24 protein-coding genes and 1 riboswitch are annotated in these 23,141 nt (G+C 50.9%); of the genes, 14 read left to right on the plus strand and 10 right to left on the minus strand.

Going from position 1 to position 23,141, the window contains the following annotated elements; translation table 11 throughout:
- The first annotated feature begins 120 nt into the window (after positions 1–120).
- From FEK46_RS00975 to dsbI, 3 genes are read left to right on the plus strand one after another with little or no spacing between them, the layout of a single operon-like run.
- Positions 121–1,917: an aryl-sulfate sulfotransferase gene (locus FEK46_RS00975; protein WP_135407891.1), complete on the plus strand. Its 1,797-nt coding sequence runs from the start codon at positions 121–123 to the stop codon at positions 1,915–1,917.
- Positions 1,918–1,934: 17 nt separating this feature from the next.
- Positions 1,935–2,603: a thiol:disulfide interchange protein DsbA/DsbL gene (locus FEK46_RS00980; RefSeq protein WP_000040018.1), complete on the plus strand. Its 669-nt coding sequence runs from the start codon at positions 1,935–1,937 to the stop codon at positions 2,601–2,603.
- 14 nt (positions 2,604–2,617) lie between these two features.
- Positions 2,618–3,289 (plus strand): protein-disulfide oxidoreductase DsbI, encoded by a 672-nt coding sequence (gene dsbI, locus FEK46_RS00985; RefSeq protein WP_135495084.1) that lies wholly within the window; start codon positions 2,618–2,620, stop codon positions 3,287–3,289.
- Positions 3,290–3,336: 47 nt separating this feature from the next.
- Here dsbI and ygiD read toward each other — a convergent pair whose 3' ends face one another.
- On the minus strand, positions 3,337–4,125 hold the full coding sequence (ygiD, locus tag FEK46_RS00990; RefSeq protein ID WP_167852920.1) for a 4,5-DOPA dioxygenase extradiol: 789 nt from the start codon (positions 4,123–4,125) through the stop codon (positions 3,337–3,339).
- Between the two features lie 142 nt (positions 4,126–4,267).
- On the opposite strand from ygiD, the gene zupT reads away from it, so the two are divergent.
- Positions 4,268–5,041, plus strand: coding sequence for a zinc transporter ZupT (gene zupT, locus FEK46_RS00995; RefSeq protein ID WP_001295627.1), 774 nt, complete (start codon positions 4,268–4,270; stop codon positions 5,039–5,041).
- Positions 5,042–5,096: 55 nt separating this feature from the next.
- On the opposite strand, the gene yqiD is transcribed toward zupT, so the two are convergent.
- On the minus strand, positions 5,097–5,267 hold the full coding sequence (gene yqiD / locus FEK46_RS23365; RefSeq protein WP_165382779.1) for a protein YqiD: 171 nt from the start codon (positions 5,265–5,267) through the stop codon (positions 5,097–5,099).
- 263 nt (positions 5,268–5,530) lie between these two features.
- The gene (gene ribB / locus FEK46_RS01000; RefSeq protein ID WP_113305203.1) at positions 5,531–6,184 is read right to left on the minus strand and encodes a 3,4-dihydroxy-2-butanone-4-phosphate synthase; all 654 of its coding nucleotides are present in this window, start codon (positions 6,182–6,184) and stop codon (positions 5,531–5,533) included.
- A gap of 103 nt (positions 6,185–6,287) precedes the next feature.
- Positions 6,288–6,436: riboswitch (FMN riboswitch) on the minus strand.
- Positions 6,437–6,557: 121 nt separating this feature from the next.
- Here ribB and ubiK point away from each other — a divergent pair.
- Positions 6,558–6,857, plus strand: coding sequence for a ubiquinone biosynthesis accessory factor UbiK (ubiK, locus tag FEK46_RS01005; RefSeq protein ID WP_064529620.1), 300 nt, complete (start codon positions 6,558–6,560; stop codon positions 6,855–6,857).
- Positions 6,858–6,891: 34 nt separating this feature from the next.
- Here the strand turns inward: ubiK and glgS are convergent, their stop codons facing one another.
- Positions 6,892–7,092, minus strand: a complete 201-nt coding sequence (gene glgS / locus FEK46_RS01010; RefSeq protein ID WP_130210460.1) for a cell surface composition regulator GlgS — start codon at positions 7,090–7,092, stop codon at positions 6,892–6,894.
- A gap of 266 nt (positions 7,093–7,358) precedes the next feature.
- On the opposite strand from glgS, the gene FEK46_RS01015 reads away from it, so the two are divergent.
- The 4 genes from FEK46_RS01015 to FEK46_RS01030 all read left to right on the plus strand — a co-directional run bounded on the left by FEK46_RS01015 (position 7,359) and on the right by FEK46_RS01030 (position 10,350).
- A complete protein-coding gene (locus FEK46_RS01015; RefSeq protein WP_130210458.1) occupies positions 7,359–7,988 on the plus strand; it encodes an OB-fold-containig protein in 630 nt (209 codons plus the stop codon).
- A gap of 26 nt (positions 7,989–8,014) precedes the next feature.
- Entirely contained in the window at positions 8,015–9,676 is a 1,662-nt protein-coding gene (locus FEK46_RS01020; protein WP_135559852.1) for a flotillin family protein, read from the plus strand.
- 238 nt (positions 9,677–9,914) lie between these two features.
- Positions 9,915–9,974: a type I toxin-antitoxin system Ibs family toxin gene (locus tag FEK46_RS01025; protein WP_001387081.1), complete on the plus strand. Its 60-nt coding sequence runs from the start codon at positions 9,915–9,917 to the stop codon at positions 9,972–9,974.
- A 316-nt stretch (positions 9,975–10,290) separates the two neighbouring features.
- The gene (locus FEK46_RS01030) at positions 10,291–10,350 is read left to right on the plus strand and encodes a type I toxin-antitoxin system Ibs family toxin (protein WP_104917541.1); all 60 of its coding nucleotides are present in this window, start codon (positions 10,291–10,293) and stop codon (positions 10,348–10,350) included.
- A 119-nt stretch (positions 10,351–10,469) separates the two neighbouring features.
- On the opposite strand, the gene hldE is transcribed toward FEK46_RS01030, so the two are convergent.
- Genes hldE through ygiF form a run of 3 tightly spaced genes read right to left on the minus strand, consistent with a single transcriptional unit; the run spans position 10,470 to position 16,115 of the window.
- Positions 10,470–11,903 (minus strand): bifunctional D-glycero-beta-D-manno-heptose-7-phosphate kinase/D-glycero-beta-D-manno-heptose 1-phosphate adenylyltransferase HldE, encoded by a 1,434-nt coding sequence (hldE, locus tag FEK46_RS01035; protein ID WP_135559853.1) that lies wholly within the window; start codon positions 11,901–11,903, stop codon positions 10,470–10,472.
- A 47-nt stretch (positions 11,904–11,950) separates the two neighbouring features.
- Positions 11,951–14,791, minus strand: coding sequence for a bifunctional [glutamate--ammonia ligase]-adenylyl-L-tyrosine phosphorylase/[glutamate--ammonia-ligase] adenylyltransferase (glnE, locus tag FEK46_RS01040; protein WP_135559854.1), 2,841 nt, complete (start codon positions 14,789–14,791; stop codon positions 11,951–11,953).
- Between the two features lie 22 nt (positions 14,792–14,813).
- Entirely contained in the window at positions 14,814–16,115 is a 1,302-nt protein-coding gene (ygiF, locus tag FEK46_RS01045) for an inorganic triphosphatase (protein WP_135559855.1), read from the minus strand.
- 243 nt (positions 16,116–16,358) lie between these two features.
- Here ygiF and FEK46_RS01050 point away from each other — a divergent pair, with 243 nt between their 5' ends.
- Together FEK46_RS01050 and cca are read left to right on the plus strand one after the other, a co-directional pair.
- Entirely contained in the window at positions 16,359–16,979 is a 621-nt protein-coding gene (locus FEK46_RS01050) for a TIGR04211 family SH3 domain-containing protein (RefSeq protein WP_130210468.1), read from the plus strand.
- A gap of 63 nt (positions 16,980–17,042) precedes the next feature.
- Positions 17,043–18,281 carry a fused tRNA nucleotidyltransferase/2',3'-cyclic phosphodiesterase/2' nucleotidase/phosphatase Cca gene (cca, locus tag FEK46_RS01055; RefSeq protein WP_131162533.1) on the plus strand — a complete coding sequence of 413 codons (1,239 nt, stop codon included), beginning with the start codon at positions 17,043–17,045 and terminating at the stop codon, positions 18,279–18,281.
- Between the two features lie 190 nt (positions 18,282–18,471).
- On the opposite strand, the gene bacA is transcribed toward cca, so the two are convergent.
- Positions 18,472–19,293, minus strand: a complete 822-nt coding sequence (gene bacA / locus FEK46_RS01060; protein WP_001305111.1) for an undecaprenyl-diphosphate phosphatase — start codon at positions 19,291–19,293, stop codon at positions 18,472–18,474.
- A gap of 90 nt (positions 19,294–19,383) precedes the next feature.
- A complete protein-coding gene (gene folB / locus FEK46_RS01065) occupies positions 19,384–19,752 on the minus strand; it encodes a bifunctional dihydroneopterin aldolase/7,8-dihydroneopterin epimerase (RefSeq protein ID WP_010347879.1) in 369 nt (122 codons plus the stop codon).
- Positions 19,753–19,856: 104 nt separating this feature from the next.
- On the opposite strand from folB, the gene plsY reads away from it, so the two are divergent.
- On the plus strand, positions 19,857–20,474 hold the full coding sequence (plsY, locus tag FEK46_RS01070; protein WP_130210442.1) for a glycerol-3-phosphate 1-O-acyltransferase PlsY: 618 nt from the start codon (positions 19,857–19,859) through the stop codon (positions 20,472–20,474).
- Positions 20,475–20,486: 12 nt separating this feature from the next.
- Here the strand turns inward: plsY and ttdR are convergent, their stop codons facing one another.
- Entirely contained in the window at positions 20,487–21,419 is a 933-nt protein-coding gene (gene ttdR / locus FEK46_RS01075; protein ID WP_130260137.1) for an L-tartrate utilization transcriptional activator TtdR, read from the minus strand.
- A gap of 206 nt (positions 21,420–21,625) precedes the next feature.
- Between ttdR and ttdA the strand changes: the two genes are divergently transcribed.
- Both ttdA and ttdB read left to right on the plus strand, forming a co-directional pair.
- The gene (gene ttdA, locus FEK46_RS01080) at positions 21,626–22,537 is read left to right on the plus strand and encodes a L(+)-tartrate dehydratase subunit alpha (protein ID WP_130210438.1); all 912 of its coding nucleotides are present in this window, start codon (positions 21,626–21,628) and stop codon (positions 22,535–22,537) included.
- Positions 22,534–23,139: a L(+)-tartrate dehydratase subunit beta gene (gene ttdB / locus FEK46_RS01085; RefSeq protein ID WP_021559517.1), complete on the plus strand. Its 606-nt coding sequence runs from the start codon at positions 22,534–22,536 to the stop codon at positions 23,137–23,139. Before ttdA ends, ttdB begins: the two co-directional genes overlap by 4 nt.
- Positions 23,140–23,141 lie beyond the last annotated feature (2 nt).

The raw sequence follows: 23,141 nt of genomic DNA on the forward strand, positions 1-23,141 counted from the left end.
AAACATTCTCATGTTTTATTGGAGTTACATTATTTATTCACAAAACAAATTTATTAGTACCATCTCAACAGTCGATATTCATCATTATTATATATTTGCGTTATATAAGGAGATATATCCATGTTTGATAAATATAGAAAAACACTAGTAGCCGGAACAGTAGCATTAGCCCTGGGGTTGTCTGCAACTAGCGTAATGGCGGCGGGTTTTAAACCTGCACCACCTGCCGGGCAACTCGGTGCAATCATTGTCGATCCCTACGGCAATGCACCACTGACCGCTCTGGTTGACTTAGATAGCCACGTCATTTCTGACGTCAAAGTTACCGTCCACGGGAAGGGCGAAAAAGGCGTTGAAATCAGCTATTCCGTGGGCCAGGAGTCACTAAAAACTTACGATGGTGTACCGATTTTTGGTCTTTATCAGAAATTTGCCAACAAAGTGACCGTTGAGTGGAAAGAAAACGGCAAGGCCATGAAAGATGATTACGTGGTGCAAACTTCAGCCATCGTCAACAATTACATGGATAACCGTTCCATCTCTGATCTACAGCAGACCAAAGTCGTTAAAGTCGCACCTGGTTTTGAAGATCGCCTCTATCTGGTTAATACCCACACCTTTACTGCACAAGGTTCCGATCTCCACTGGCACGGTGAGAAAGATAAAAATGCAGGGATCCTCGATGCAGGTCCGGCAACCGGCGCACTGCCCTTTGATATCGCGCCCTTTACTTTCATTGTCGATACCGAAGGTGAATACCGCTGGTGGCTGGATCAAGACACCTTCTACGATGGCCGTGACCGTAATATCAACAAACGTGGTTATCTGATGGGTATCCGCGAAACACCACGCGGCACCTTTACCGCAGTACAAGGCCAGCACTGGTACGAGTTCGACATGATGGGTCAGGTGCTGGAAGATCATAAACTGCCGCGCGGATTCGCTGACGCCACTCATGAATCCATTGAGACGCCTAATGGTACGGTACTGTTGCGCGTAGGTAAAAGTAACTACCGTCGCGATGACGGCGTACACGTCACCACCATTCGTGACCATATCCTCGAAGTCGATAAATCTGGTCGTGTTGTCGATGTATGGGATCTGACGAAGATCCTCGATCCGAAACGTGATGCTCTGCTCGGTGCACTGGATGCAGGCGCAGTTTGCGTCAACGTTGACCTTGCTCACGCCGGACAGCAGGCAAAACTGGAGCCAGATACACCGTTTGGCGACGCGCTGGGTGTAGGACCAGGTCGTAACTGGGCGCACGTCAACTCCATCGCCTATGACGCGAAAGATGACTCAATTATCCTCTCTTCTCGTCACCAGGGCGTTGTGAAAATTGGTCGTGATAAACAAGTGAAATGGATCCTTGCCCCATCGAAAGGCTGGGAAAAACCATTGGCCAGCAAATTGCTGAAACCCGTTGACGCTAACGGTAAGCCGATCACCTGTAACGAAAATGGCCTGTGTGAAAACTCAGACTTCGACTTTACCTATACCCAGCATACCGCATGGATCTCCAGCAAAGGTACACTCACTATCTTTGATAACGGCGACGGTCGCCATCTGGAACAACCTGCCTTACCAACCATGAAATATTCCCGTTTTGTGGAATATAAGATTGATGAGAAGAAAGGTACCGTTCAGCAAGTTTGGGAATACGGTAAAGAACGTGGTTACGATTTCTATAGCCCAATCACCTCCATTATCGAATACCAGGCTGACCGTGACACCATGTTCGGCTTCGGCGGCTCCATTCATCTGTTTGACGTCGGTCAGCCGACCGTCGGCAAGTTGAACGAGATCGACTACAAAACCAAAGAAGTGAAAGTGGAAATCGACGTGATGTCTGATAAACCCAACCAGACTCACTACCGTGCGCTGTTAGTCCGTCCAAAACAGATGTTTAAATAATCAAGAAGGGAATAAAAATGTCGAAATTAGGGATCTCATCACTGTTTAAAAGCGTACTGCTTACTGCGGCTCTGGCGGTTTCATTTACTGCTTCTGCATTTACCGAAGGCACGGATTATATGGTACTGGAAAAACCGATTCCGAATGCCGACAAAACGCTGATTAAGGTATTCAGCTACGCCTGCCCGTTCTGTTACAAGTACGACAAAGCGGTTACCGGTCCGGTATCGGAAAAAGTGAAAGATGTCGTTGCTTTCACGCCGTTCCATCTGGAAACCAAAGGCGAATACGGTAAACAGGCGAGCGAAGTCTTTGCTGTCTTGATCAATAAAGATAAAGCAGCAGGTATTTCCTTATTTGATGCTAACTCTCAGTTTAAGAAAGCCAAGTTTGCCTACTACGCGGCTTATCACGACAAAAAAGAACGCTGGTCTGACGGTAAAGATCCCGCTGCCTTTATCAAAACGGGTCTGGATGCTGCTGGTATGAGCCAGGCGGATTTTGAAGCTGCACTGAAAGAGCCAGCGGTACAAGAAACACTGGAAAAATGGAAAGCCTCTTATGAAGTCGCCAAAATCCAGGGTGTTCCGGCTTATGTCGTTAATGGTAAGTACTTGATCTACACCAAGAGTATCAAATCCATCGACGCGATGGCAGACCTTATCCGTGAGTTAGCAAGCAAATAACAGGGAAACAGGCTATGGGTATTAAGGGAATGTGGAAAGACCTTCGCACATCACCAGTCGACACACTGGTCAGATGGCAGGAGCAACGCTTTTTGTGGTTGTTAATGACCGTTGCGATGGGCGCGTTAATTATCCTGGCGCACTCTTTCTTCCAGATCTATCTCTACATGGCCCCCTGTGAGCAATGTGTATACATTCGCTATGCCATGTTTGTGATGGTTATTGGAGGATTGGTTGCGGCGATCAACCCGAAGAACATCATCCTTAAGCTAATTGGCTGCGTGATGGCATTTTACGGCAGCATCATGGGGCTGAAGTTTTCATTCAAACTGAACGATATCCACCATGCGGTGCATAACCCGGATCCCGATTCACTGTTTGGCGTTCAGGGTTGCTCTACCGATCCAACTTTCCCCTTTAACCTGCCGCTGGCACAGTGGGCACCAAACTGGTTCAAACCTACCGGGGATTGCGGCTATGATGCGCCAATCGTTCCCGATGGCGTTACTCTGAGCAGTATGCAGCAGTGGTTTGTGGCGATGTATCAGCAATCTGAAGGCTGGTATCTGCTACCGCCGTGGCACTTTATGAACATGGCTCAGGCCTGTATGTTGGCTTTTGGTCTTTGCTTATTGCTGCTATTAGTGATGAGCGGCGCATGGGGACTCAAGCTGCTGAGAAAGTAAGGTAATGCAAACCGAAGCCAGAAATTGGCTTCGGTTTTCTTCATCTATTAACCTACCTGCACCGACAACATACTTAAACTGCCCATTTCTATACCATCGGCCGGAATGGTAATTGGCTCCTGCCCATCCCATGCACCTAAAACATACAATAGCGGCAGGTAATGCTCCGATGTTGGATTCGATAACGCGCCACCTTCATGGTCGAGATAATTCACCAGAGGATGCTGCTCCACCGGTCCTTGCCACGTCAGATTCGCTTTCACATACTCATTAAACGACGTCGCCCACGGATAGGGGGAACTATCGCCATGCCATTTCACCGTGCGCAGGTTATGCACCACGTTACCGCTGGCGACCAACATTATTCCTTCATCTCGCAGCGCTGCCAGTTTACGCCCCATCTCAAAGTGCCAGGCGGCGGGTTTGGTACTGTCGATACTCAACTGCACCATCGGGATATCCGCTTGCGGATACATCTTAATTAGTACGCCCCACGAGCCGTGGTCAAAGCCCCAGGCTTCTTTATCCAGTGTGACAGGCACTGGCGCTAACAGCTCAACCAATCGCTGAGCCAAAGCCGGTGAGCCAGGAGCCGGATAATGGGTGTCGTACAGCGCCTGCGGAAAGCCGCCAAAGTCATGAATCGTTGGCGGCGTCTCCATCGCAGTCACTCCTGTACCACGGGTAAACCAGTGAGCCGAAACCACGACAATCGCTTGCGGGCGTGGCAATGTCATCCCCAACTTCTGCCAGCTGCGGGTATACAAATTATCTTCCAGCACGTTCATCGGACTACCGTGACCTAAAAACAATGCTGGCATACGTGTTGAAGACATGATGATATCCTTAACTAAAGGTGTCATTTTGATATCCTCACAATACGCTTGTTCGGCGGAGTAAGAACCCGGATAACGATGATGATCATCATCAGTTATTTTGACGATCTGCCTGAAGGTGAAGATTTATAAGGAGTTGTCGATGTCAGTACCTCTCATTCTGACCATACTGGCGGGGGCAGCCACATTTATTGGCGCGTTTCTCGGCGTTCTCGGGCAAAAACCCTCGAACCGACTGCTGGCATTTTCGCTAGGGTTTGCGGCGGGGATCATGTTGCTTATCTCATTGATGGAGATGCTCCCTGCCGCATTAGCCGCCGAAGGAATGTCCCCCGTTCTGGGCTACGGGATGTTTATCTTTGGTCTGCTGGGCTATTTTGGTCTGGACCGCATGTTGCCGCATGCGCATCCGCAGGATTTAATGCAAAAATCGGTGCAACCGTTGCCCAAATCAATCAAGCGCACTGCTATTCTGCTCACTCTTGGAATCAGTCTGCATAACTTCCCGGAAGGGATTGCCACCTTTGTTACGGCAAGCAGTAACCTGGAGCTGGGCTTTGGCATCGCACTGGCCGTGGCTTTGCACAATATTCCTGAAGGTCTGGCGGTTGCGGGGCCGGTTTACGCGGCAACGGGGTCGAAACGCACCGCAATTCTGTGGGCGGGGATTTCTGGGCTGGCGGAAATTCTCGGCGGCGTTCTGGCGTGGTTAATCCTTGGTAGCATGATTTCCCCGGTGGTCATGGCGGCAATCATGGCGGCGGTTGCAGGAATCATGGTGGCGCTCTCCGTGGACGAATTAATGCCGTTAGCCAAAGAGATTGATCCCAATAATAATCCCAGCTATGGCGTACTGTGTGGGATGTCAGTAATGGGATTTAGTTTAGTGCTGTTACAAACGGCGGGAATTGGTTGAAAACAACTTCAGATGTTGTCCAACATGGACAACATCTGCAGGCATCGCAGAAGCACTACTCCAGCTTTTCTGCTGTCTCTTCTCTCGCACTGTTTAAGTATTTGTTTCTCGCTTCAAGCAGTGCGTCTCTGTCCTGGCGAAACGCCCGACAATAACGTTTCAAATGCAGGAAATACCCCACCACAACCAGCGCAATCAATACAATCCAGTACCAGGAGATAAACATCCTTTTTACCCTTAATATTTAACAATACCAAACATTTAGCGCATAAATTTCACATATCCATTTTCGGATATATTTATATGGTCGCATAATATCGGAACATTTATATGATTTTGATCATAATGAAAAAGGTTGTCTGATATTAGTGAAATTTACTCATAGATAAAGCGGTGAAATTTACATTCAGCAGGGTAAGGGCAAAATAAAACCGAAGCCTTCAACAGCTTCGGTTTCTTTGATTATCGCACCAGTTTTAGCAGTTATTTTCAGCTAGCTTTGCGCTCATGCGCCTGACGGTATGCAACCAGATCCTCAATAGTGACCAGCGCCATATTGTGTTTGTTGGCAAACTCGATGCACTCTGGCGCGCGGGCCATAGTGCCATCGTCATTAGTCAGTTCACACAGCACACCTGCAGGTTTAAAGCCTGCCAGCGTCATCAGATCAATAGTCGCTTCGGTATGACCGCCACGAGTCAGTACCCCCCCCGCCTGTGCGCGCAATGGGAAAACGTGGCCTGGGCGATTCAAGTCTGAAGGTTTAGCACCATCAGCAATCGCAGCGCGAACAGTCGTGATACGGTCAGCGGCAGAAACACCGGTAGTCACACCTTCAGCAGCTTCAATGGTCACGGTAAAACCAGTGCCATAGGCGCTGGTATTATTTTCGACCATCATTGGCAGATCGAGTTGTTTACGGCGTTCTTCGGTTATGCACAAGCAAACAATACCGCTACCGTGGCGAATGGTCAGAGCCATCTGCTCAACGGTCATGGTTTCTGCCGGGAAGATCATATCGCCTTCGTTTTCACGGTCTTCATCATCAAGCACCATCACACCGCGTCCTTCACGCAGCGCAGCCAGTGCATTTTCAACACGTTCGAAAGGCGTACCAAAAGAGGAAAGTAGCGTCTGATTCATGGTAAAAAAACCTCACTAAAATTATGGTTACCAGAATCAGGGCAGTCTTAGGAGTGGCGGCATATAGCCAAAATAACGTGAGCGGGTCCATGCCCGACAGAATCGTTACTCTCTCCCATCCGGACTCTAACCGTCGGCCCCGGAATTACACCGGATCTGCTGTCCTTTGAGTTTGCACCCAAAGCGCTCGCGGGCTTTCAACTGAGTTGATTTACCGCCGGTGGGGAATTTCGCCCCGCCCTGAGAATAAGCGGATTCACTATAACGCTAATGATTAACGGCAGCAACGCATAGGTTCACATAATTCTGGTTTATGACTTACCCTTATCGCACTACAATGGCACCAAACACCTATCAGTACAGGGAAACTACAATGATTGACCCGAAAAAAATTGAGCAAATTGCTCGCCAGGTTCACGAATCAATGCCTAAAGGAATCAGGGAGTTCGGGGAAGATGTGGAGAAAAAAATCCGCCAAACCCTACAAGCACAGCTGACTCGCCTCGATTTGGTAAGCCGCGAAGAATTTGATGTGCAGACGCAGGTCCTGTTACGGACTCGTGAGAAACTGGCGTTACTGGAGCAGCGCATCAGTGAACTGGAAGCTCGTAGTAATCCGGCAGCAGAAGTTCAATCTCCTCCCGCCATCCCGCCAGTTGATAAAGCAGAATAAAGCACCACAAAAACGGGCCTGACGGCCCGTAATCTCAATGTTCTAGTTCCAGTTCTCTTGACTGTGTCATTTGCTGGCAATACCAGGCATAACGAGCGCAAAACCAGGTTCTGTGTTCTTCATCCATATTACCAGTGACGGCCAGAATATCGACCGGTCGACCTTCAGCATTCATTCTGGCAAAACTACGCGCCAGGAAATCGAAATTATTTAAAGAATTAAGACCATGATCCATAAGCGCATCCTCCGGTTATCGCATACCTTTTAAGGCCATATGCTTTTTCTGATTTCAGTATTCCTTAATCAGTGTAGTGCCTTTAAACATAACGTGCGTAAATATATTGTTTTGGATCACACTTTTTATTGAAAATAATTACAACGTTAAAAGACTTTCCCTTTTAAAATTTCACTAACGCATGTTATTATTAGCAAAGATAAATGTAAGAAAGGAAATCATACCATAGTAAACAATGCGTCACTGAATGGACGATGGAGTGACTGATGATTTTATTTGCCGACTATAACACACCTTATCTTTTCGCTATTTCCTTTGTACTTTTGATCGGCCTGTTAGAAATTATTGCTATTGTCTGCGGTCACATGCTCTCCGGTGCTCTTGATGCACATCTTGATCATTACGATTCCATAACCACAGGTAATATTAGTCAGGCACTTCATTATCTTAATATTGGAAGGCTACCAGCCCTCGTCATCCTCTGCCTGTTGGCTGGTTTTTTTGGCCTTATCGGCATCGTTCTACAGCATGCCTGCGTGACGGTCTGGAAAGCTCCACTCTCAAACCTGTTGGTGGTTCCTGTTTGTTTACTGCTCACTGTTATTACAGTGCATTATATCGGCAAGGCGATCGCCCCCTGGATTCCTCGCGATCATAGTTCTGCTATTACAGAAGAAGAATATATTGGCTGCATGGCATTAATTACCGGTCATCAGGCAATATCAGGCAGACCCTGTGAAGGAAAACTTACCGATCAATTTGGTCAAATACACTATTTATTACTGGAACCTGAAGAAGGAAAAAACTTCACCAAAGGTGACAAGGTATTGATTATTTGCCGACTTTCTGCAACACGATATTTAGCAGAAAAAAATCCCTGGCCAAATATATTGTAAATATTTAAACAAAAGGAAATTTAATAATGGATGATATTGTTAACTTAGTACCGTCATGGATGTTTATGGCGATTGTTGCCGTATGTGTTCTGTTTATTATCGGTATTATTTTCGCGCGACTTTATCGTCGGGCATCTGCCGAGCAGGCATTTGTTCGTACCGGGTTAGGCGGGCAAAAAGTGGTAATGAGCGGCGGCGCAATCGTAATGCCGATCTTCCACGAAATCATTCCTATCAATATGAATACGCTTAAGCTGGAAGTCAGCCGTTCTACTATTGATAGCCTGATTACGAAAGATCGTATGCGTGTTGATGTTGTAGTGGCTTTCTTTGTACGGGTAAAACCGTCAGTAGAAGGCATCGCCACTGCGGCCCAGACGTTGGGGCAACGCACGCTATCACCAGAAGATTTACGTATGCTGGTCGAGGATAAATTCGTCGATGCCCTACGCGCCACCGCTGCGCAAATGACCATGCATGAGTTACAGGATACCCGCGAGAACTTCGTGCAGGGTGTACAAAATACAGTGGCAGAAGACTTGTCGAAAAACGGACTGGAACTAGAAAGTGTTTCACTCACCAACTTTAACCAGACTTCGAAAGAGCATTTTAACCCGAACAACGCTTTTGACGCCGAAGGTTTGACCAAACTAACCCAGGAGACGGAACGCCGTCGTCGCGAGCGTAACGAAGTTGAACAGGATGTAGAAGTTGCGGTGCGTGAGAAAAATCGAGACGCTCTTTCGCGGAAGCTGGAGATTGAACAGCAAGAAGCGTTTATGACGCTTGAGCAGGAGCAGCAGGTTAAAACCCGTACCGCTGAGCAGAATGCGAAAATTGCGGCTTTTGAAGCTGAACGTCGTCGTGAAGCAGAGCAGACGCGAATTCTGGCTGAACGACAGATTCAGGAAACGGAAATCGACCGCGAACAGGCCGTCCGCTCAAGAAAGGTTGAGGCTGAACGTGAAGTTCGCATTAAAGAGATCGAACAGCAGCAGGTTACCGAAATCGCCAACCAGACGAAATCGATCGCTATTGCGGCAAAATCAGAACAACAATCACAGGCGGAAGCGCGTGCCAACCTCGCACTTGCAGAAGCGGTAAGTGCGCAACAAAACGTAGAAACCACTCGCCAGACTGCCGAAGCCGATCGTGCTAAGCAGGTGGCGCTGATTGCCGCAGCGCAAGACGCAGAAACCAAAGCGGTCGAACTGACCGTCCGAGCAAAAGCAGAGAAAGAAGCCGCAGAAATGCAGGCGGCAGCGATCGTTGAGTTAGCCGAAGCTACGCGTAAAAAAGGTCTGGCGGAAGCAGAAGCGCAACGTGCGCTGAACGATGCAATCAATGTGCTTTCTGACGAGCAAACCAGCCTAAAATTCAAACTGGCGCTATTACAGTCGTTACCTGCGGTAATAGAGAAATCCGTTGAACCGATGAAGTCTATCGACGGCATCAAGATTATTCAGGTCGATGGATTGAACCGTGGTGGCACTGCGGGGGATGCGGCATCAGGCAGCGTTGGTGGCGGAAATCTGGCGGAACAGGCATTGTCTGCCGCCCTTTCTTACCGCACACAGGCACCGCTGATTGACTCCTTGCTCAATGAAATTGGCGTTTCAGGCGGCTCGCTGGCGGCATTGACTTCACCCTTAACCTCAGCAACTCCCGTCGCAGAAAACGTAGAATAAATTTTCATCTATGAACATCCCTGGCCCAAAAAGCCGGGGATTTTTTATACCTGCGTTCCACTAAAAAGTGCAAATGATCAGTTTGTTACAGCGTTTTACGTGACCGCTCGGGGAAGAGAAAACTGTATCAGGGAAAGCGTTGCGCGGGGTCCGGCGCTAATCAACAATCGGGGAGTCAGTAAGGGGCTGAAACGGGAAAGCCCCTCCCGAGGAAGGGGCCTTACAGAAGGAAAGGGTTATGATGAAGCTTGTCATCATACTGATTGTGTTGTTACTCGTAAGTTTCGCAGCTTATTAACAGCCAATCAGAGGGGGGAGAAATCCTCCCTCACCCTTGTTCCTTTACTCTAGGTTGAAAAAACAACAGCGTCAAGAAGGTTTCATTAACACACATCCCTGGCCAAAAAAGCCGGGGATTTTTTATATCTGCATTCCGCTAAAAAGTGCAAATGATCAGGTTGTTACAGCGTTTTGCGAGTCGACTCGGGGAAGAGAAATCTGTATCAGGGAAAGCGTTGCGCGGGGTCAGGCGCTAATCAACAATCGGGGAGTCAGCAAGGGGCTGAAACGGGAAAGCCCCTCCCGAGGAAGGGGCCTTACAGAAGGAAAGGGTTATGATGAAGCTCGTCATCATACTGATTGTGTTGTTACTGATAAGTTTCCACGCTTACTAACAGCCAATCAGAGGGGGGAGAAATCCTCCCTCACCCTTGTCCCTTTACTCTAGGTTGAAAAAACAACAGCGTCAATAGGTCTACCTGGCACGAAGCGAGATCTGTGAACCGCTTTCCGGTTAGCCTTTTTTATCCTGTTGGATCTTCTTGATGATGTTGGTCGTCGAGCAACCGTCTTCAAAGTTGAGCACCAGCACTTCGCCGCCGTTGGCCCAGACTTCTTTACTCCCGGCAATCTCTTCTGGTTTATAGTCGCCTCCTTTTACCAGCAGATCTGGCAGGATCCCGGCGATCAGGCGCTGCGGCGTGTCCTCTTCAAACGACACCACCCAGTCGACCGCTTCCAGTGCGCCCAGCACAATCATACGCTGTTCGAGCGGGTTAACCGGGCGAGAATCCCCTTTCAGGCGTTTGGTGGAGGCATCGCTGTTCACGGCGACAATCAAGCGGTCACCCAGCTTGCGGGCATTTGCCAGATAAGAGACATGCCCGGCGTGGAGAATGTCGAAGACGCCGTTGGTCATCACTACTTTTTCGCCACGTTTACGCGCCGCCGCTACAGCCAGCTTCAGCTCATCTTCGGTCATCACGCCAAAACCAGTGTCTGCACGTCCACGTACTGCGTTTTCCAGCTCGATCGGCGAAACCGTGGATGTCCCCAGTTTGCCGACCACCACACCAGCCGCCGCATTGGCAAAGAAGCAGGCTTCTTCCAGCGAATTACCAGCCGCCAGCGTTGCCGCAAGCACGCCAATCACCGTGTCGCCTGCACCGGTAACGTCATAGACTTCTTGCGCCTGAGTTGGCATATGCAGCGGCTCTTTACCCGGTTGCAGCAGCGTCATCCCCTGCTCGGAACGGGTTACCAGCAGCGCAGAGAGTTCGTAGTCGGCAATCAGTTTCATGCCGCGTTCAACAATCTCTTCTTCGGTTTTACATTTACCAACAACAGCTTCAAATTCCGAGAGATTAGGCGTTAAAAGCGTAGCGCCGCGGTAGCGTTCAAAATCGGTGCCTTTTGGATCAATCAACACCGGAACGCCCGCTTTACGCGCCAGTTGGATCATCTGCTGTACGCTTGCCAACGCACCTTTCGCATAGTCAGAAAGCACCAGCGCGCCAATCGTACCGAGAGCCTGATTAATCCGCTCATGCAGCGGCTGCGGATCAACAGCTTCGAAACCTTCTTCGAAATCCAGGCGGATCAACTGTTGGTTACGAGAAAGCACCCGCAGTTTGGTGATGGTCGGATGCGTCGGCACAGAAACGAAGTCGCATTTTACGTTCACGTCCGCCAGCGATTTACTGAGCGCGCGCGCCGCATCATCAATACCTGTCAGTCCCACCAGGCGTGCGTTTGCACCGAGAGAAGCGATGTTCATCGCCACGTTGGCCGCGCCGCCCGGACGTTCTTCGATGGTATTCACTTTAACCACGGGTACTGGCGCTTCCGGCGAGATACGGCTGGTGGGACCGTACCAGTAACGATCCAGCATTACATCACCAACCACCATCACTCCTGCACGTTCAAACTCTGGCAGCGTTACTTTCATTCCTGTCTCCTGAGAGATTCAAAATTTGCGCGCGATAATACCATATTTCATTCCTCCACCAGCCACTTCTGCCAGCTTGCCCGCACCAGTTCACGCTCTGCGGTGAAGTAATCCTCCGGCACATGGCCCGGCAACTCTTGTAATGCCAGATGATGAAGTTCATCGCGCAGCGTAGTGTAAGCACGGGTCAGGGCCATCGCTTCCTGCTCTTCCATAATGTCGTTTTGCGCCAGTAGTTCCAGAATGCGCACGTTGTCTGACCAGCGCGTTAACTTCGGTTTTTCATGGGCGTAGCGCAACACCAGATATTGGGTAATAAATTCGATATCGGTAATTCCGCCTTCATCGGCTTTGATATCAAAGCGATCGCGATGTTTATTGCCGAGATGGGCGCGCATTTTCTCGCGCATTTCCCGCACTTCTGTCTGTAAAGTTTTGCCTTCACGCGGCAGCGTCATAATCTCCCGGCGTACTGCGTCAAATTGAGCGGTCAATTGTGGATCACCATATACCACGCGAGCACGTACCAGCGCCTGATGTTCCCACGTCCAGGCCTCGTTTCTCTGATAATCGGCAAACGCTTCTGCGGAAGTAACCAGCATTCCCGCCGCCCCGGACGGGCGTAGCCGTGCATCCACTTCGTACAAAATACCGGAAGACGTGCGCGTGCTGAACAAGTGCATAATGCGTTGCGCCAGACGCAGGTAAAACTGCCGCCCGTCGATTTCCCGCTCGCCGTCCGTCATTACATCCATCGGGCAATCATGGAGGAAGATCAGGTCAAGATCGGAACTGTAGCCTAACTCCCAACCGCCCAGCTTACCGTAGCCAACCACCGCAAAGCCTCGACCTTCACGTTCGTTCAGGTGGGTCGGTTTTCCGTAACGGGCGACCATTTGAACCCATGCCTGCTGAACGACGGCATCTATCATGGCTTCTGCCAACCAGGTTAAGTGATCGCTCACTTTCATTACCGGTAGCGTACCGGCAATATCCGCTGCGGCGATGCGTAACAGCTGCGCCTGTTTGAACTGACGCAACGCCTCAAGCTGTTGTTCTTCGTCATCTTCTGGCACGCGCAGCAAATACTGGCGCAATTCGTCGCGATAGGCATCCGTCGCTGTCGGCTGGTAGAGGGTGTTCGGATCGAGCAGTTCATCCAGCAATAATGGATAGCGCGCCAGTTGACTGGCAATCATCGGCGATGCGGCACACAGAGAAATCAAATGCTTAAGCGCCGCGGGGAATTCACTGAGCAATTCTAAATAGGTGGTGCGGGTAACAATCCCCACCAGCAAGGCGGTGATGCGCGACAGCGTGACAGCAGCGTCTTCACGCGCGCATACGTCACTTAACAAATGCGGCATGAGATGGTCGAGCACCTGACGTCCGCGCGGCCCAATAGTGCGCTTATCCAGCTCTTTGCGGAAATCGGCAATCAGCGTCAGCACCTGTTTGCGATCATCTTCTCTAAGATGCGCCAGCACTGGCGTGGTGTCATCTTCCTGCAATGCATCCTGCCACAGCTCACGCCACTGCTCCGACAGAGTCTCTTCCTGGGTTTCGCTTTCGTCGTCACCAATCAGATCGTTAAATACCCGACGCACATTAGCCATATGTCCGCCCAGCGCTCCGGTCAGTTGCTGCCAGTCAGCGAACTCCATCCCCCACGCCAGCCGCGCACGGTTAAGCTCATCAGAAGGAAGCGTCTGGGTTTGTTCGTCATTAATGCTTTGCAGCAGGTTTTCCAGGCGCCGCAGAAACAGATACGCCACTCGCAATTGTTCGGCATCATTCTCAGAAAGCAGATGCAGCGCGGCAATGGCGCTGAGCGTTGGCAGTAAAGAGCGCGATTGCAGCGACGGTTCGCGCCCGCCGCGAATAAGCTGGAACACCTGGACGATAAATTCAATTTCGCGAATACCGCCCGCGCCCAGTTTAATGTTGTCGGTCAAACCGCGGCGACGCACTTCACGGGCAATCATCCCTTTCATGTTGCGCAGAGACTGAATCACACTGAAATCGATGTAACGACGAAAAACAAACGGGCGCAGCATCGAACGCAATTCGTTAGCATAAGCGCCGTCGCTATCGCCCATAATCCGCGCCTTGACCATCGCGTAACGCTCCCAGTCACGCCCCTGCTCCTGGTAATAATCTTCCAGCGCCACAAAGCTCAGCACCAGCGGGCCACTTTCGCCAAACGGACGCAGCCGCATATCTACGCGATAGACAAAGCCATCTTGCGTTGGTTGATCCAGCACTTTAATCAACCGCTGCCCCATACGGGTAAAGAACTGAGCATTATCCAGTTCCCGGCGTCCGCCCTGCGTACAACCATGTTCAGGCCAGGCAAAAATCAGATCGATATCTGAGGAGAAATTCAGTTCCCCACCGCCCAGCTTACCCATGCCTAAAATCAGCAGCGGTTGCGCTTCGCCCTGCGCATTGCACGGCGTTCCCCACTCACGGCAGCAGGCGTCATACAGCCAGTCACGCGCCGCAACAATCAGCGTCTCCGCCAGATGGCTGAGCTGCTGCAATATGCTCTCTTCAGTAACCAGTGCCAGCGTTTGCGCCCAGGCGATACGTACCATAATGCGCCGCCGGAACAGCCGCAGTTCACGCATTAACCCAGCCTCGTCACTCACGTTACTGAGCGCCTCCTGTAACCACTCGCCGTAATACTGCCATTCATCGGCTTGTGGCGGCTCGTTTTCCAGCTCCGTCAGCCACTCTGGATGCGCAATTACACTGTCCTGCACAAAATCACTAAAAGTAAGTACTGACTTCGCCTGTGCGCTAAGTGATTCCTCGGCTAAAGGCGCTGGCAGCCGCTCAACAACGGTCTGCCAGTACTGCTGTAACGGTGAAGAGAGCAGCTTCATAAGCGATTTTATCCTTGCCTGATTAACGTTTTCCGCTGTGCAACCAGAACGGTTCCTGATTGTTTGCTTCATTACGGAAATGTTCAATTTCAATGCGTTGCCCGGTCGCAATAGCGTGATGCAGCCCCTGCCAGTTCTCCAGCCAGGCTTGCGCGACGACAGGATCGTAGTAACCCGCCAGCAACAGTATTGAGTCAATGTCACGTGTCAGGCGTGGCAACTGGTCACGGTAGCGATCGCCCAACGGCTGGCAAAAAACGCTTTTCAGTTCAGCGGCATGGCGGGAAAGATGGATATCGGCAAAGCGTTTGAAGGAATCGCTGATTTTGCCCTGCGCTTTGGCATCTAAAAACGGCTGCCAGGCTTTGCTTACCAGCCATTCGGTCAACGCCAGTTTCGCCATTGCCGTTTCGGTAGAATAGACCGCCGTCACAGCAGAAACCGCAGAAGCAATGGTCGCCTCGCATTGAGTCAACAGATCACGTAAGTGAGTGCTCGCTTTACGCGGCACGATACCGCCGAACAGCATCAGAGTATGGCGAAGCAGGCCGATTGCTGCCAGAACCTGCTCTTTCGCCGCCTCGTTGCCGCGTATCCACAACTCTTCATGGTACTGCCATTGTGCTAACGCCAGCTCGAGCGCCGCTTCCAGCCCCTGTTCCACATCGGCTTTTGCCGCAACATGCAAAATGGTGGTGGGTTTGATTTCACGCGCGGGATTTCCCTGCGCCAGATGATAGCCACGCGCCGCCTTGCTCAGGCTGCCCTGGCGTAAACCAGTTTGCGATACCAGTTGGTTTGCCAGTTTCAGCACCGCGCGCGTTTCGCCGCTAAGTAGTTCCAGTTCCAGCTCGCAGATAGGTTCAGCAAATTCTCCGGCTTTCACCTCGCCCTGATCGAGTGCGATTTCAATCTGACTGCCATCGATCTCCACCAGCCATTTTTCGCGATAAAAATCGGTGCTGAACAGCGGTTGTACGCGGGAAGCGAGATCGGCAGGTAACACGCCGTTCGGCCAGACTTCCGTCGGAAACTGCGCCAGGTCGAGCGTTGGTTCGCTCAACGCCACATTATATTCCGGGCGCTGGTGTAAACCGCCAGTCACTCGCCCGGCGACTTTCATCGTCATTTCATAGCGACCATTTTCGCCACGAATACGCAAGCCCATATCGTGCCCACGCAGCCAGTTATCCGACGTTTCGTAGTAAATATTCAGCAACTGCACGGGGTCATGGTGCTCGCCGCCCAGCGTATTGAGATGGTCACGCAACGCCTCAACGGCACTGTGATTAACAATAAACTTTAATTCGATTTCCTGAGCCATGGCCTTTACTTATCCGGTTATGTCACATTAGTGACGATGAACGGCGAACTTAATGCGATCTTTTTTGTCAGTAGATAGTATTTTGCGCCAAATTGCCATGCAACGGGCAATTTGACGGGCGTAAAAGATTGAAGCTGTGGCAAGACCTGACACAGAGGATTCCGATTGATAGCGAATGCTTTGCGTAGCGACACTGATGCCACTACTATCGTTCCACTTTTCCCAGACAATAACGACAGCCTGATGCCAAAATTACGCCTGATCGGATTAACTATACTTGCACTTAGCGCCACTGCCGTCTCGCACGCCGAAGAAAAGCGCTATGTTTCTGACGAACTGAACACTTGGGTCCGCAGTGGTCCGGGGGATAATTATCGCCTCGTGGGCACAGTTAACGCGGGCGAGGAAGTAACCTTATTACAAACTGACGCCAACACCAATTATGCCCAGGTGAAAGACAGCTCCGGCCGTACCGCCTGGATCCCGTTAAAAGAACTTAATACCGAGCCAAGCCTGCGCACTCGTGTACCGGTGCTGGAAAATCAGGTCAAAACGCTGACCGATAAGCTCACCAATATTGATAACACCTGGAATCAGCGCACTGCTGAAATGCAGCAAAAAGTGGCGCAGAGCGACAGCGTGATCAACGGGTTAAAAGAAGAAAATCAGAAGCTGAAAAACGAACTGATTGTCGCTCAGAAAAAGGTCGATGCCGCCAGCGTGCAGTTAGATGACAAACAGCGCACCATCATCATGCAATGGTTTATGTATGGCGGCGGTGTACTGGGTCTTGGCTTGCTGCTCGGACTGGTATTACCGCACCTGATCCCAACGCGCAAACGCAAAGATCGCTGGATGAACTAAATCGCCTTCTTCGTTGCACTGTCTTATTATTAGGAATTGTGTATTTGACGAAGGGAAGATGGCGTGAAGATTTATCTGGTCGGTGGTGCGGTACGGGATGCATTGTTAGGGCTACCGGTCAAAGACAGAGATTGGGTGGTGGTCGGCAGTACGCCACAGGAGATGCTCGACGCGGGCTACCAGCAGGTAGGCCGCGATTTTCCTGTTTTTCTGCATCCGCAGACGCATGAAGAGTATGCGCTGGCACGTACCGAACGGAAATCCGGCTCCGGTTACACCGGTTTTACCTGCTATGCCGCACCGGATGTCACGCTGGAAGATGATCTTAAGCGTCGCGATCTGACCATTAATGCGCTGGCCCAGGACGATGACGGCGAGATTATCGACCCGTACAACGGTCTGGGCGATCTGCAAAATCGTCTGTTACGCCATGTTTCCCCCGCTTTTGGCGAGGATCCGCTACGCGTGCTGCGCGTGGCGCGTTTTGCTGCGCGTTATGCCCACCTCAGTTTTCGTATTGCTGATGAAACCCTGGCGCTGATGCGCGAGATGACCCACGCGGGCGAACTGGAACATCTTACGCCTGAACGGGTGTGGAAAGAGACGGAAAGCGCCCTCACCACCCGCAATCCACAAGTGTTCTTCCAGGTGCTACGCGATTGCGGCGCACTGCGCGTTTTATTCCCGGAAATTGACGCCCTGTTCGGTGTTCCGGCCCCCGCCAAATGGCATCCGGAAATCGACACCGGGATTCATACCTTAATGACGCTCTCCATGGCGGCGATGCTAAGTCCGCAGGTCGATGTCCGTTTCGCAACGTTATGCCACGATCTCGGTAAAGGACTGACGCCGCCAGAACTTTGGCCACGTCATCATGGACATGGCCCGGCAGGTGTTAAGTTGGTGGAACAACTATGTCAGCGTCTGCGCGTGCCAAATGAAATTCGCGATTTAGCCAAACTGGTGGCTGAGTTTCACGATCTCATCCACACCTTCCCCATGCTGAACCCGAAAACCATTGTTAAATTGTTTGATTCCATTGACGCCTGGCGTAAGCCGCAACGTGTAGAGCAACTGGCGCTGACCAGCGAAGCAGACGTGCGCGGCAGAACCGGTTTTGAATCGGCGGACTACCCGCAAGGCCGCTGGTTGCGCGAAGCCTGGGAAGTGGCGCAGTCAGTGCCGACAAAAGCCGTCGTTGAAGCAGGATTTAAAGGTGTAGAGATTCGTGAAGAGCTAACCCGACGGCGGATTGCGGCGGTAGCCAGCTGGAAGGAACAACGTTGCCCAAAGCCTGAGTGAGTGTTGGGAATTTTGCCGGATGCGACGTGAACGCCTTATCCGGCTACATGTCAACGACGGTTGTAGGCCAGATAAGACGCGCAAGCGTCGCATCAGGCGTTGATTGCCGGATGCGGCGTAAACGCCTTATCCGGCCTACGCAATCTACGCAATCGTGGACAATTCCAGGCATCCGACACTATTCTTCACATCAAAAGAACACGACGTACACCGCAGCCGCCACAATAAAGCGATAAATGGCGAATGGGATAAACGAAATCCGCTTAATTAATTGCAGGAAGGTTTTAATCGCTATCAGCGCCACTACGAAGGCAGTGATAAACCCAACAGCAAACATCGGGATATCGCCGGTTGTCAGGAAGCCCCAGCTTTTGTAGAGATCAAGCGCCGTTGCGCCCATCATCATCGGCACCGCCAGCAGGAACGAGAACTCAGAAGCCGCGTAACGGCTCACCCCCATCAGCATCCCACCTGAAATGGTCGCCCCGGAGCGAGAGAATCCCGGCCACAGCGCCAGACACTGGAAGCAGCCAATCATAAACGCCTGGCGATAGGTCATATCATCCAGACCCGGCGCACGCGGCTCTTTCGGCTTCAGGCATTCGGCGGCAATCAGCAACAAACCGCCGACAACCAGCGCATACATGACATTTATCGGGTTAAACAATGATTTAATCGTGTCGTGGAACAACAGCCCCAGTACCACCGCCGGAATCATCCCCAGCAAAATGTGGATCAGCGTTAAACGACCTTTGCTTTCTCCTTCGTGCTGCAACGGGCGACCAAAGTGAATGCCAATCAGGCCAAACAGACGCCGCCAGAACATCACTACTACCGCCAGAATTGATCCTAACTGGATCACGACTTCAAAGGTTTTCGCCGTGTCGCCCTCAAACCCCAACAAGTGACCGACAATAATCATATGGCCCGTGCTGGATACCGGCAGAAATTCTGTCAATCCTTCGACCACACCCAATATTGCCGCTATCAGCAGCGAGTGCATATCGCTCATCAATAAACCCCTAAATTATTAAAATGTACCGCTTGTCCGAACTACTGCAGTATGACCAGGTTATAACCGTTTGGTTTAACAGCTGTAAAATTAATTATTTTCTTTCAGATTATTGCCACGCTCAATGATTACGCCAACATTCGCCGCCCGCGCCACTGCGCCTGGCTTGCTAAGTTTGATGCGAACCCACGGCGAATTAAAGCGAGTTAACAGCAGTTCCGCCACTTCTTCCGCCACGCGTTCCACCAGTGCAAAACGCGCCCCCTCGACGTGGCTGACCACCGTTTCTGCAATGTCAGCGTAACTGAGGCAATCCGCCACATCATCACTTTTCGCCGCTTTACGGTTATCCCACGCCATTTCGATATCGAACACCAGCTTCTGTTCGATGGTCTGTTCCCAGTCGTAAACACCAATAGTGGTGATTACCGAAAGTTGCTCTATAAATACAATATCCATCACGTCCTGCCTGCTTTTTGGCTAACCGGATACCACTTCCGGCGAAATGTGCGTATTATCCACAGATTCATCGTTGAACACGAATTTTCAAAACGGAACAGCTTATGAGTGCAATCGCGCCTGGAATGATCCTCATCGCGTACCTCTGCGGCTCCATTTCCAGTGCCATTCTGGTTTGCCGCCTTTGTGGCTTGCCCGACCCGCGAACCAGCGGCTCCGGTAATCCTGGCGCGACCAACGTTTTACGCATGGGTGGCAAAGGAGCAGCCGTAGCAGTGCTGATCTTTGACGTTCTAAAAGGTATGTTGCCTGTCTGGGGAGCATATGAATTAGGCGTCAGCCCATTTTGGCTGGGATTAATTGCGATTGCCGCCTGTCTTGGACACATCTGGCCCGTTTTCTTCGGTTTTAAAGGGGGAAAAGGCGTTGCCACCGCTTTTGGCGCTATTGCTCCGATCGGCTGGGATTTAACGGGCGTGATGGCGGGGACTTGGCTGCTTACCGTGCTATTGAGTGGATATTCGTCGCTGGGGGCGATTGTCAGCGCGCTGATTGCTCCGTTTTATGTCTGGTGGTTCAAGCCTCAATTCACCTTCCCGGTTTCGATGCTCTCTTGCCTGATCCTGCTGCGTCATCATGACAACATCCAGCGTCTGTGGCGTCACCAGGAGACAAAAATCTGGACGAAATTCAAAAGAAAGCGTGAAAAAGATCCCGAGTGATTTATGACGAGCCTACATAACCTGATAGCCCTCGTCAGGTTTACCCAGCCGTTGCTGGCACCACGCCGCCAAAAATTCCACGCAGACACGTAATTTCATGCTGCGATAGAGCGGCTCCCGGTAAACAGCCCAGATATTGGCGCTTTGTGCATACTCCGGCAATACTCGCACCAGTTTGCCACTCTCCAGAAACGGCAAAACATCCCACTCGGAACGCAGCATAATCCCTTTGCCCTCCAGCGCCCATTGCAGCACAATCTCGCCGCTGTTGGAGGAAAGATGCCCACTAACCTTCACCGACTTTTTCTCCTGACCGTTCCCTAACTCCCATATTCCGTGGGTCATGTCACGCTCTTTAGTCACCAGACAGTCATGGCGACTTAATTCCTGTAATGATTGTGGCGGGGAATATTTTTTCAGATACTCAGGTGCGGCGCATAATATTCTTTTATTTTTCGTTAACAGATGCGCGATATAATAATCAGGAATGTCATCATTAATACGAATATCAAGATCAATATTATCCTGCACTAAATCAATTTGCCGATCGAACAATTCAAAATGCACCTGTAATTCAGGGTAATTGCGCATCAGTTCGGTAATGGCTGGCGCAATATAACTGCGCCCAAAGCCAAAGCTGCAACCAATACGAATCATCCCCTCCGGGCGCGTTTTGATTTGCGTGACGTCATCGACCAGTCGCTGATATTGGGTGAGGATTTCCAGCGCATGTTCGTAACAACGTTGGCCACTTTCAGTCAGTGCCACGCCTCGGGCAGAGCGGTTCAGCAGTGTGGTTGCCAGCGTATTTTCAAGGATTTGGATCCGCTTGGTGACAAATGCAGGCGTTTGCCCAAGCGTTGCCGCAGCGGCGCTAAAACTCCCGCTATGGACGATTTCCACCAGTACCTGCAAGTCTTTGGCTAAAGGCCAGCTATTTAGCATTGTTAAATATCCGCAGTTTTGATAAACGCAGTGTATTTCGCAAAACATTGCCATTCCCTGCTCTGGCGCAATATTCGTTCTTATTTTCGTGTTGATTAACGAACTGTTAATTACATATTCACGGCGGCAAAAAATATAAAACCACATTTTTAGTGGTAGTTTGTGACGGTGAATTTTTCCAGACAAATACAGAAACTGGAGTTGCCATGATGAGCGAAAGTAATAAGCAACAGGCAGTGAATAAGCTGACGGATATTGTCGCTAACTTTACCGCTATGATATCTACCCGGATGCCTGATGACGTGGTGGATAAACTAAAACAGCTAAAGGATGCCGAAACATCGTCGATGGGAAAAATCATCTACCACACGATGTTCGACAACATGCAAAAAGCGATCGACCTGAATCGTCCTGCCTGTCAGGACACCGGGGAGATTATGTTCTTCGTTAAAGTCGGTTCCCGTTTCCCGCTGCTTGGCGAGCTGCGAAGCATTCTTAAGCAAGCTGTGGAAGAAGCAACCGTCAAAGCGCCACTGCGCCACAACGCGGTGGAAATTTTTGACGAAGTGAACACCGGCAAAAATACCGGCAGCGGCGTACCGTGGGTTACCTGGGACATCATTCCCGACGGTGACGATGCGGAAATCGAAGTTTACATGGCTGGCGGCGGCTGCACACTGCCTGGTCGCTCGAAAGTATTAATGCCTTCGGAAGGCTACGAAGGCGTAGTGAAATTCGTCTTTGAAAATATCTCTACTCTCGCTGTAAACGCCTGTCCGCCAGTACTGGTAGGCGTGGGCATCGCCACCTCAGTGGAAACCGCCGCCGTGCTCTCGCGTAAAGCCATTTTGCGCCCGATTGGCAGCCGCCATCCTAATCCAAAAGCGGCAGAGCTGGAGGTACGCCTGGAAGAAGGACTCAACCGTCTGGGGATTGGTCCACAAGGGCTGACTGGCAACAGTTCAGTGATGGGCGTACATATCGAATCTGCCGCCCGCCATCCGTCAACCATCGGCGTTGCTGTTTCTACAGGCTGCTGGGCGCATCGTCGCGGCACACTGCTGGTTCATGCCGATCTCACCTTTGAAAATCTGTCTCACACCCGGAGCGCGTTATGAAAAAGATCCTGACAACCCCGATCAAAGCTGAAGATCTGCAAGATATTCGCGTCGGCGATGTGATCTACCTGACCGGTACACTGGTGACCTGCCGTGACGTTTGTCACCGCCGCTTGATCGAACTGAAACGTCCGATCCCTTACGATCTCAACGGCAAAGCGATTTTCCACGCTGGCCCCATCGTGCGCAAAAACGGCGACAAATGGGAGATGGTGTCCGTTGGCCCGACAACCAGTATGCGTATGGAAAGTTTTGAACGTGAGTTTATCGAGCAGACCGGCGTGAAACTGGTGGTTGGCAAAGGCGGAATGGGGCCGCTGACCGAAGAGGGCTGTCAGAAATTCAAGGCGCTGCATGTGATTTTCCCGGCTGGCTGCGCGGTACTGGCAGCAACTCAGGTGGAAGAAATTGAAGAGGTGCACTGGACAGAACTCGGGATGCCGGAGTCGTTGTGGGTCTGCCGGGTCAAAGAGTTCGGCCCGCTGATTGTCTCTATAGATACCCACGGAAACAACCTGATAGCCGAAAACAAAAAGCTGTTCGCCGAACGCCGCGAGCCCATCGTGGAAGAGATCTGCGAGCACGTCCATTACATCAAATAACC

This window comes from Escherichia sp. E4736 (genome assembly GCF_005781225.1).
Taxonomy (GTDB): Bacteria; Pseudomonadota; Gammaproteobacteria; order Enterobacterales; family Enterobacteriaceae; genus Escherichia.

Excerpts from the sequence above, each read along its gene's own strand:
- FEK46_RS00975 (WP_135407891.1), top strand. The coding sequence starts at position 121 with ATGTTTGATAAATATAGAAAAACACTAGTAGCCGGAACAGTAGCATTA.
- FEK46_RS00980 (WP_000040018.1), top strand. The coding sequence starts at position 1,935 with ATGTCGAAATTAGGGATCTCATCACTGTTTAAAAGCGTACTGCTTACT.
- dsbI (WP_135495084.1), top strand. The coding sequence starts at position 2,618 with ATGGGTATTAAGGGAATGTGGAAAGACCTTCGCACATCACCAGTCGAC.
- ygiD (WP_167852920.1), bottom strand. The coding sequence starts at position 4,125 with ATGTCTTCAACACGTATGCCAGCATTGTTTTTAGGTCACGGTAGTCCG.
- zupT (WP_001295627.1), top strand. The coding sequence starts at position 4,268 with ATGTCAGTACCTCTCATTCTGACCATACTGGCGGGGGCAGCCACATTT.
- yqiD (WP_165382779.1), bottom strand. The coding sequence starts at position 5,267 with ATGTTTATCTCCTGGTACTGGATTGTATTGATTGCGCTGGTTGTGGTG.
- ribB (WP_113305203.1), bottom strand. The coding sequence starts at position 6,184 with ATGAATCAGACGCTACTTTCCTCTTTTGGTACGCCTTTCGAACGTGTT.
- ubiK (WP_064529620.1), top strand. The coding sequence starts at position 6,558 with ATGATTGACCCGAAAAAAATTGAGCAAATTGCTCGCCAGGTTCACGAA.
- glgS (WP_130210460.1), bottom strand. The coding sequence starts at position 7,092 with ATGGATCATGGTCTTAATTCTTTAAATAATTTCGATTTCCTGGCGCGT.
- FEK46_RS01015 (WP_130210458.1), top strand. The coding sequence starts at position 7,359 with ATGATTTTATTTGCCGACTATAACACACCTTATCTTTTCGCTATTTCC.
- FEK46_RS01020 (WP_135559852.1), top strand. The coding sequence starts at position 8,015 with ATGGATGATATTGTTAACTTAGTACCGTCATGGATGTTTATGGCGATT.
- hldE (WP_135559853.1), bottom strand. The coding sequence starts at position 11,903 with ATGAAAGTAACGCTGCCAGAGTTTGAACGTGCAGGAGTGATGGTGGTT.
- glnE (WP_135559854.1), bottom strand. The coding sequence starts at position 14,791 with ATGAAGCTGCTCTCTTCACCGTTACAGCAGTACTGGCAGACCGTTGTT.
- ygiF (WP_135559855.1), bottom strand. The coding sequence starts at position 16,115 with ATGGCTCAGGAAATCGAATTAAAGTTTATTGTTAATCACAGTGCCGTT.
- FEK46_RS01050 (WP_130210468.1), top strand. The coding sequence starts at position 16,359 with ATGCCAAAATTACGCCTGATCGGATTAACTATACTTGCACTTAGCGCC.
- bacA (WP_001305111.1), bottom strand. The coding sequence starts at position 19,293 with ATGAGCGATATGCACTCGCTGCTGATAGCGGCAATATTGGGTGTGGTC.
- folB (WP_010347879.1), bottom strand. The coding sequence starts at position 19,752 with ATGGATATTGTATTTATAGAGCAACTTTCGGTAATCACCACTATTGGT.
- plsY (WP_130210442.1), top strand. The coding sequence starts at position 19,857 with ATGAGTGCAATCGCGCCTGGAATGATCCTCATCGCGTACCTCTGCGGC.
- ttdR (WP_130260137.1), bottom strand. The coding sequence starts at position 21,419 with ATGCTAAATAGCTGGCCTTTAGCCAAAGACTTGCAGGTACTGGTGGAA.
- ttdA (WP_130210438.1), top strand. The coding sequence starts at position 21,626 with ATGATGAGCGAAAGTAATAAGCAACAGGCAGTGAATAAGCTGACGGAT.
- ttdB (WP_021559517.1), top strand. The coding sequence starts at position 22,534 with ATGAAAAAGATCCTGACAACCCCGATCAAAGCTGAAGATCTGCAAGAT.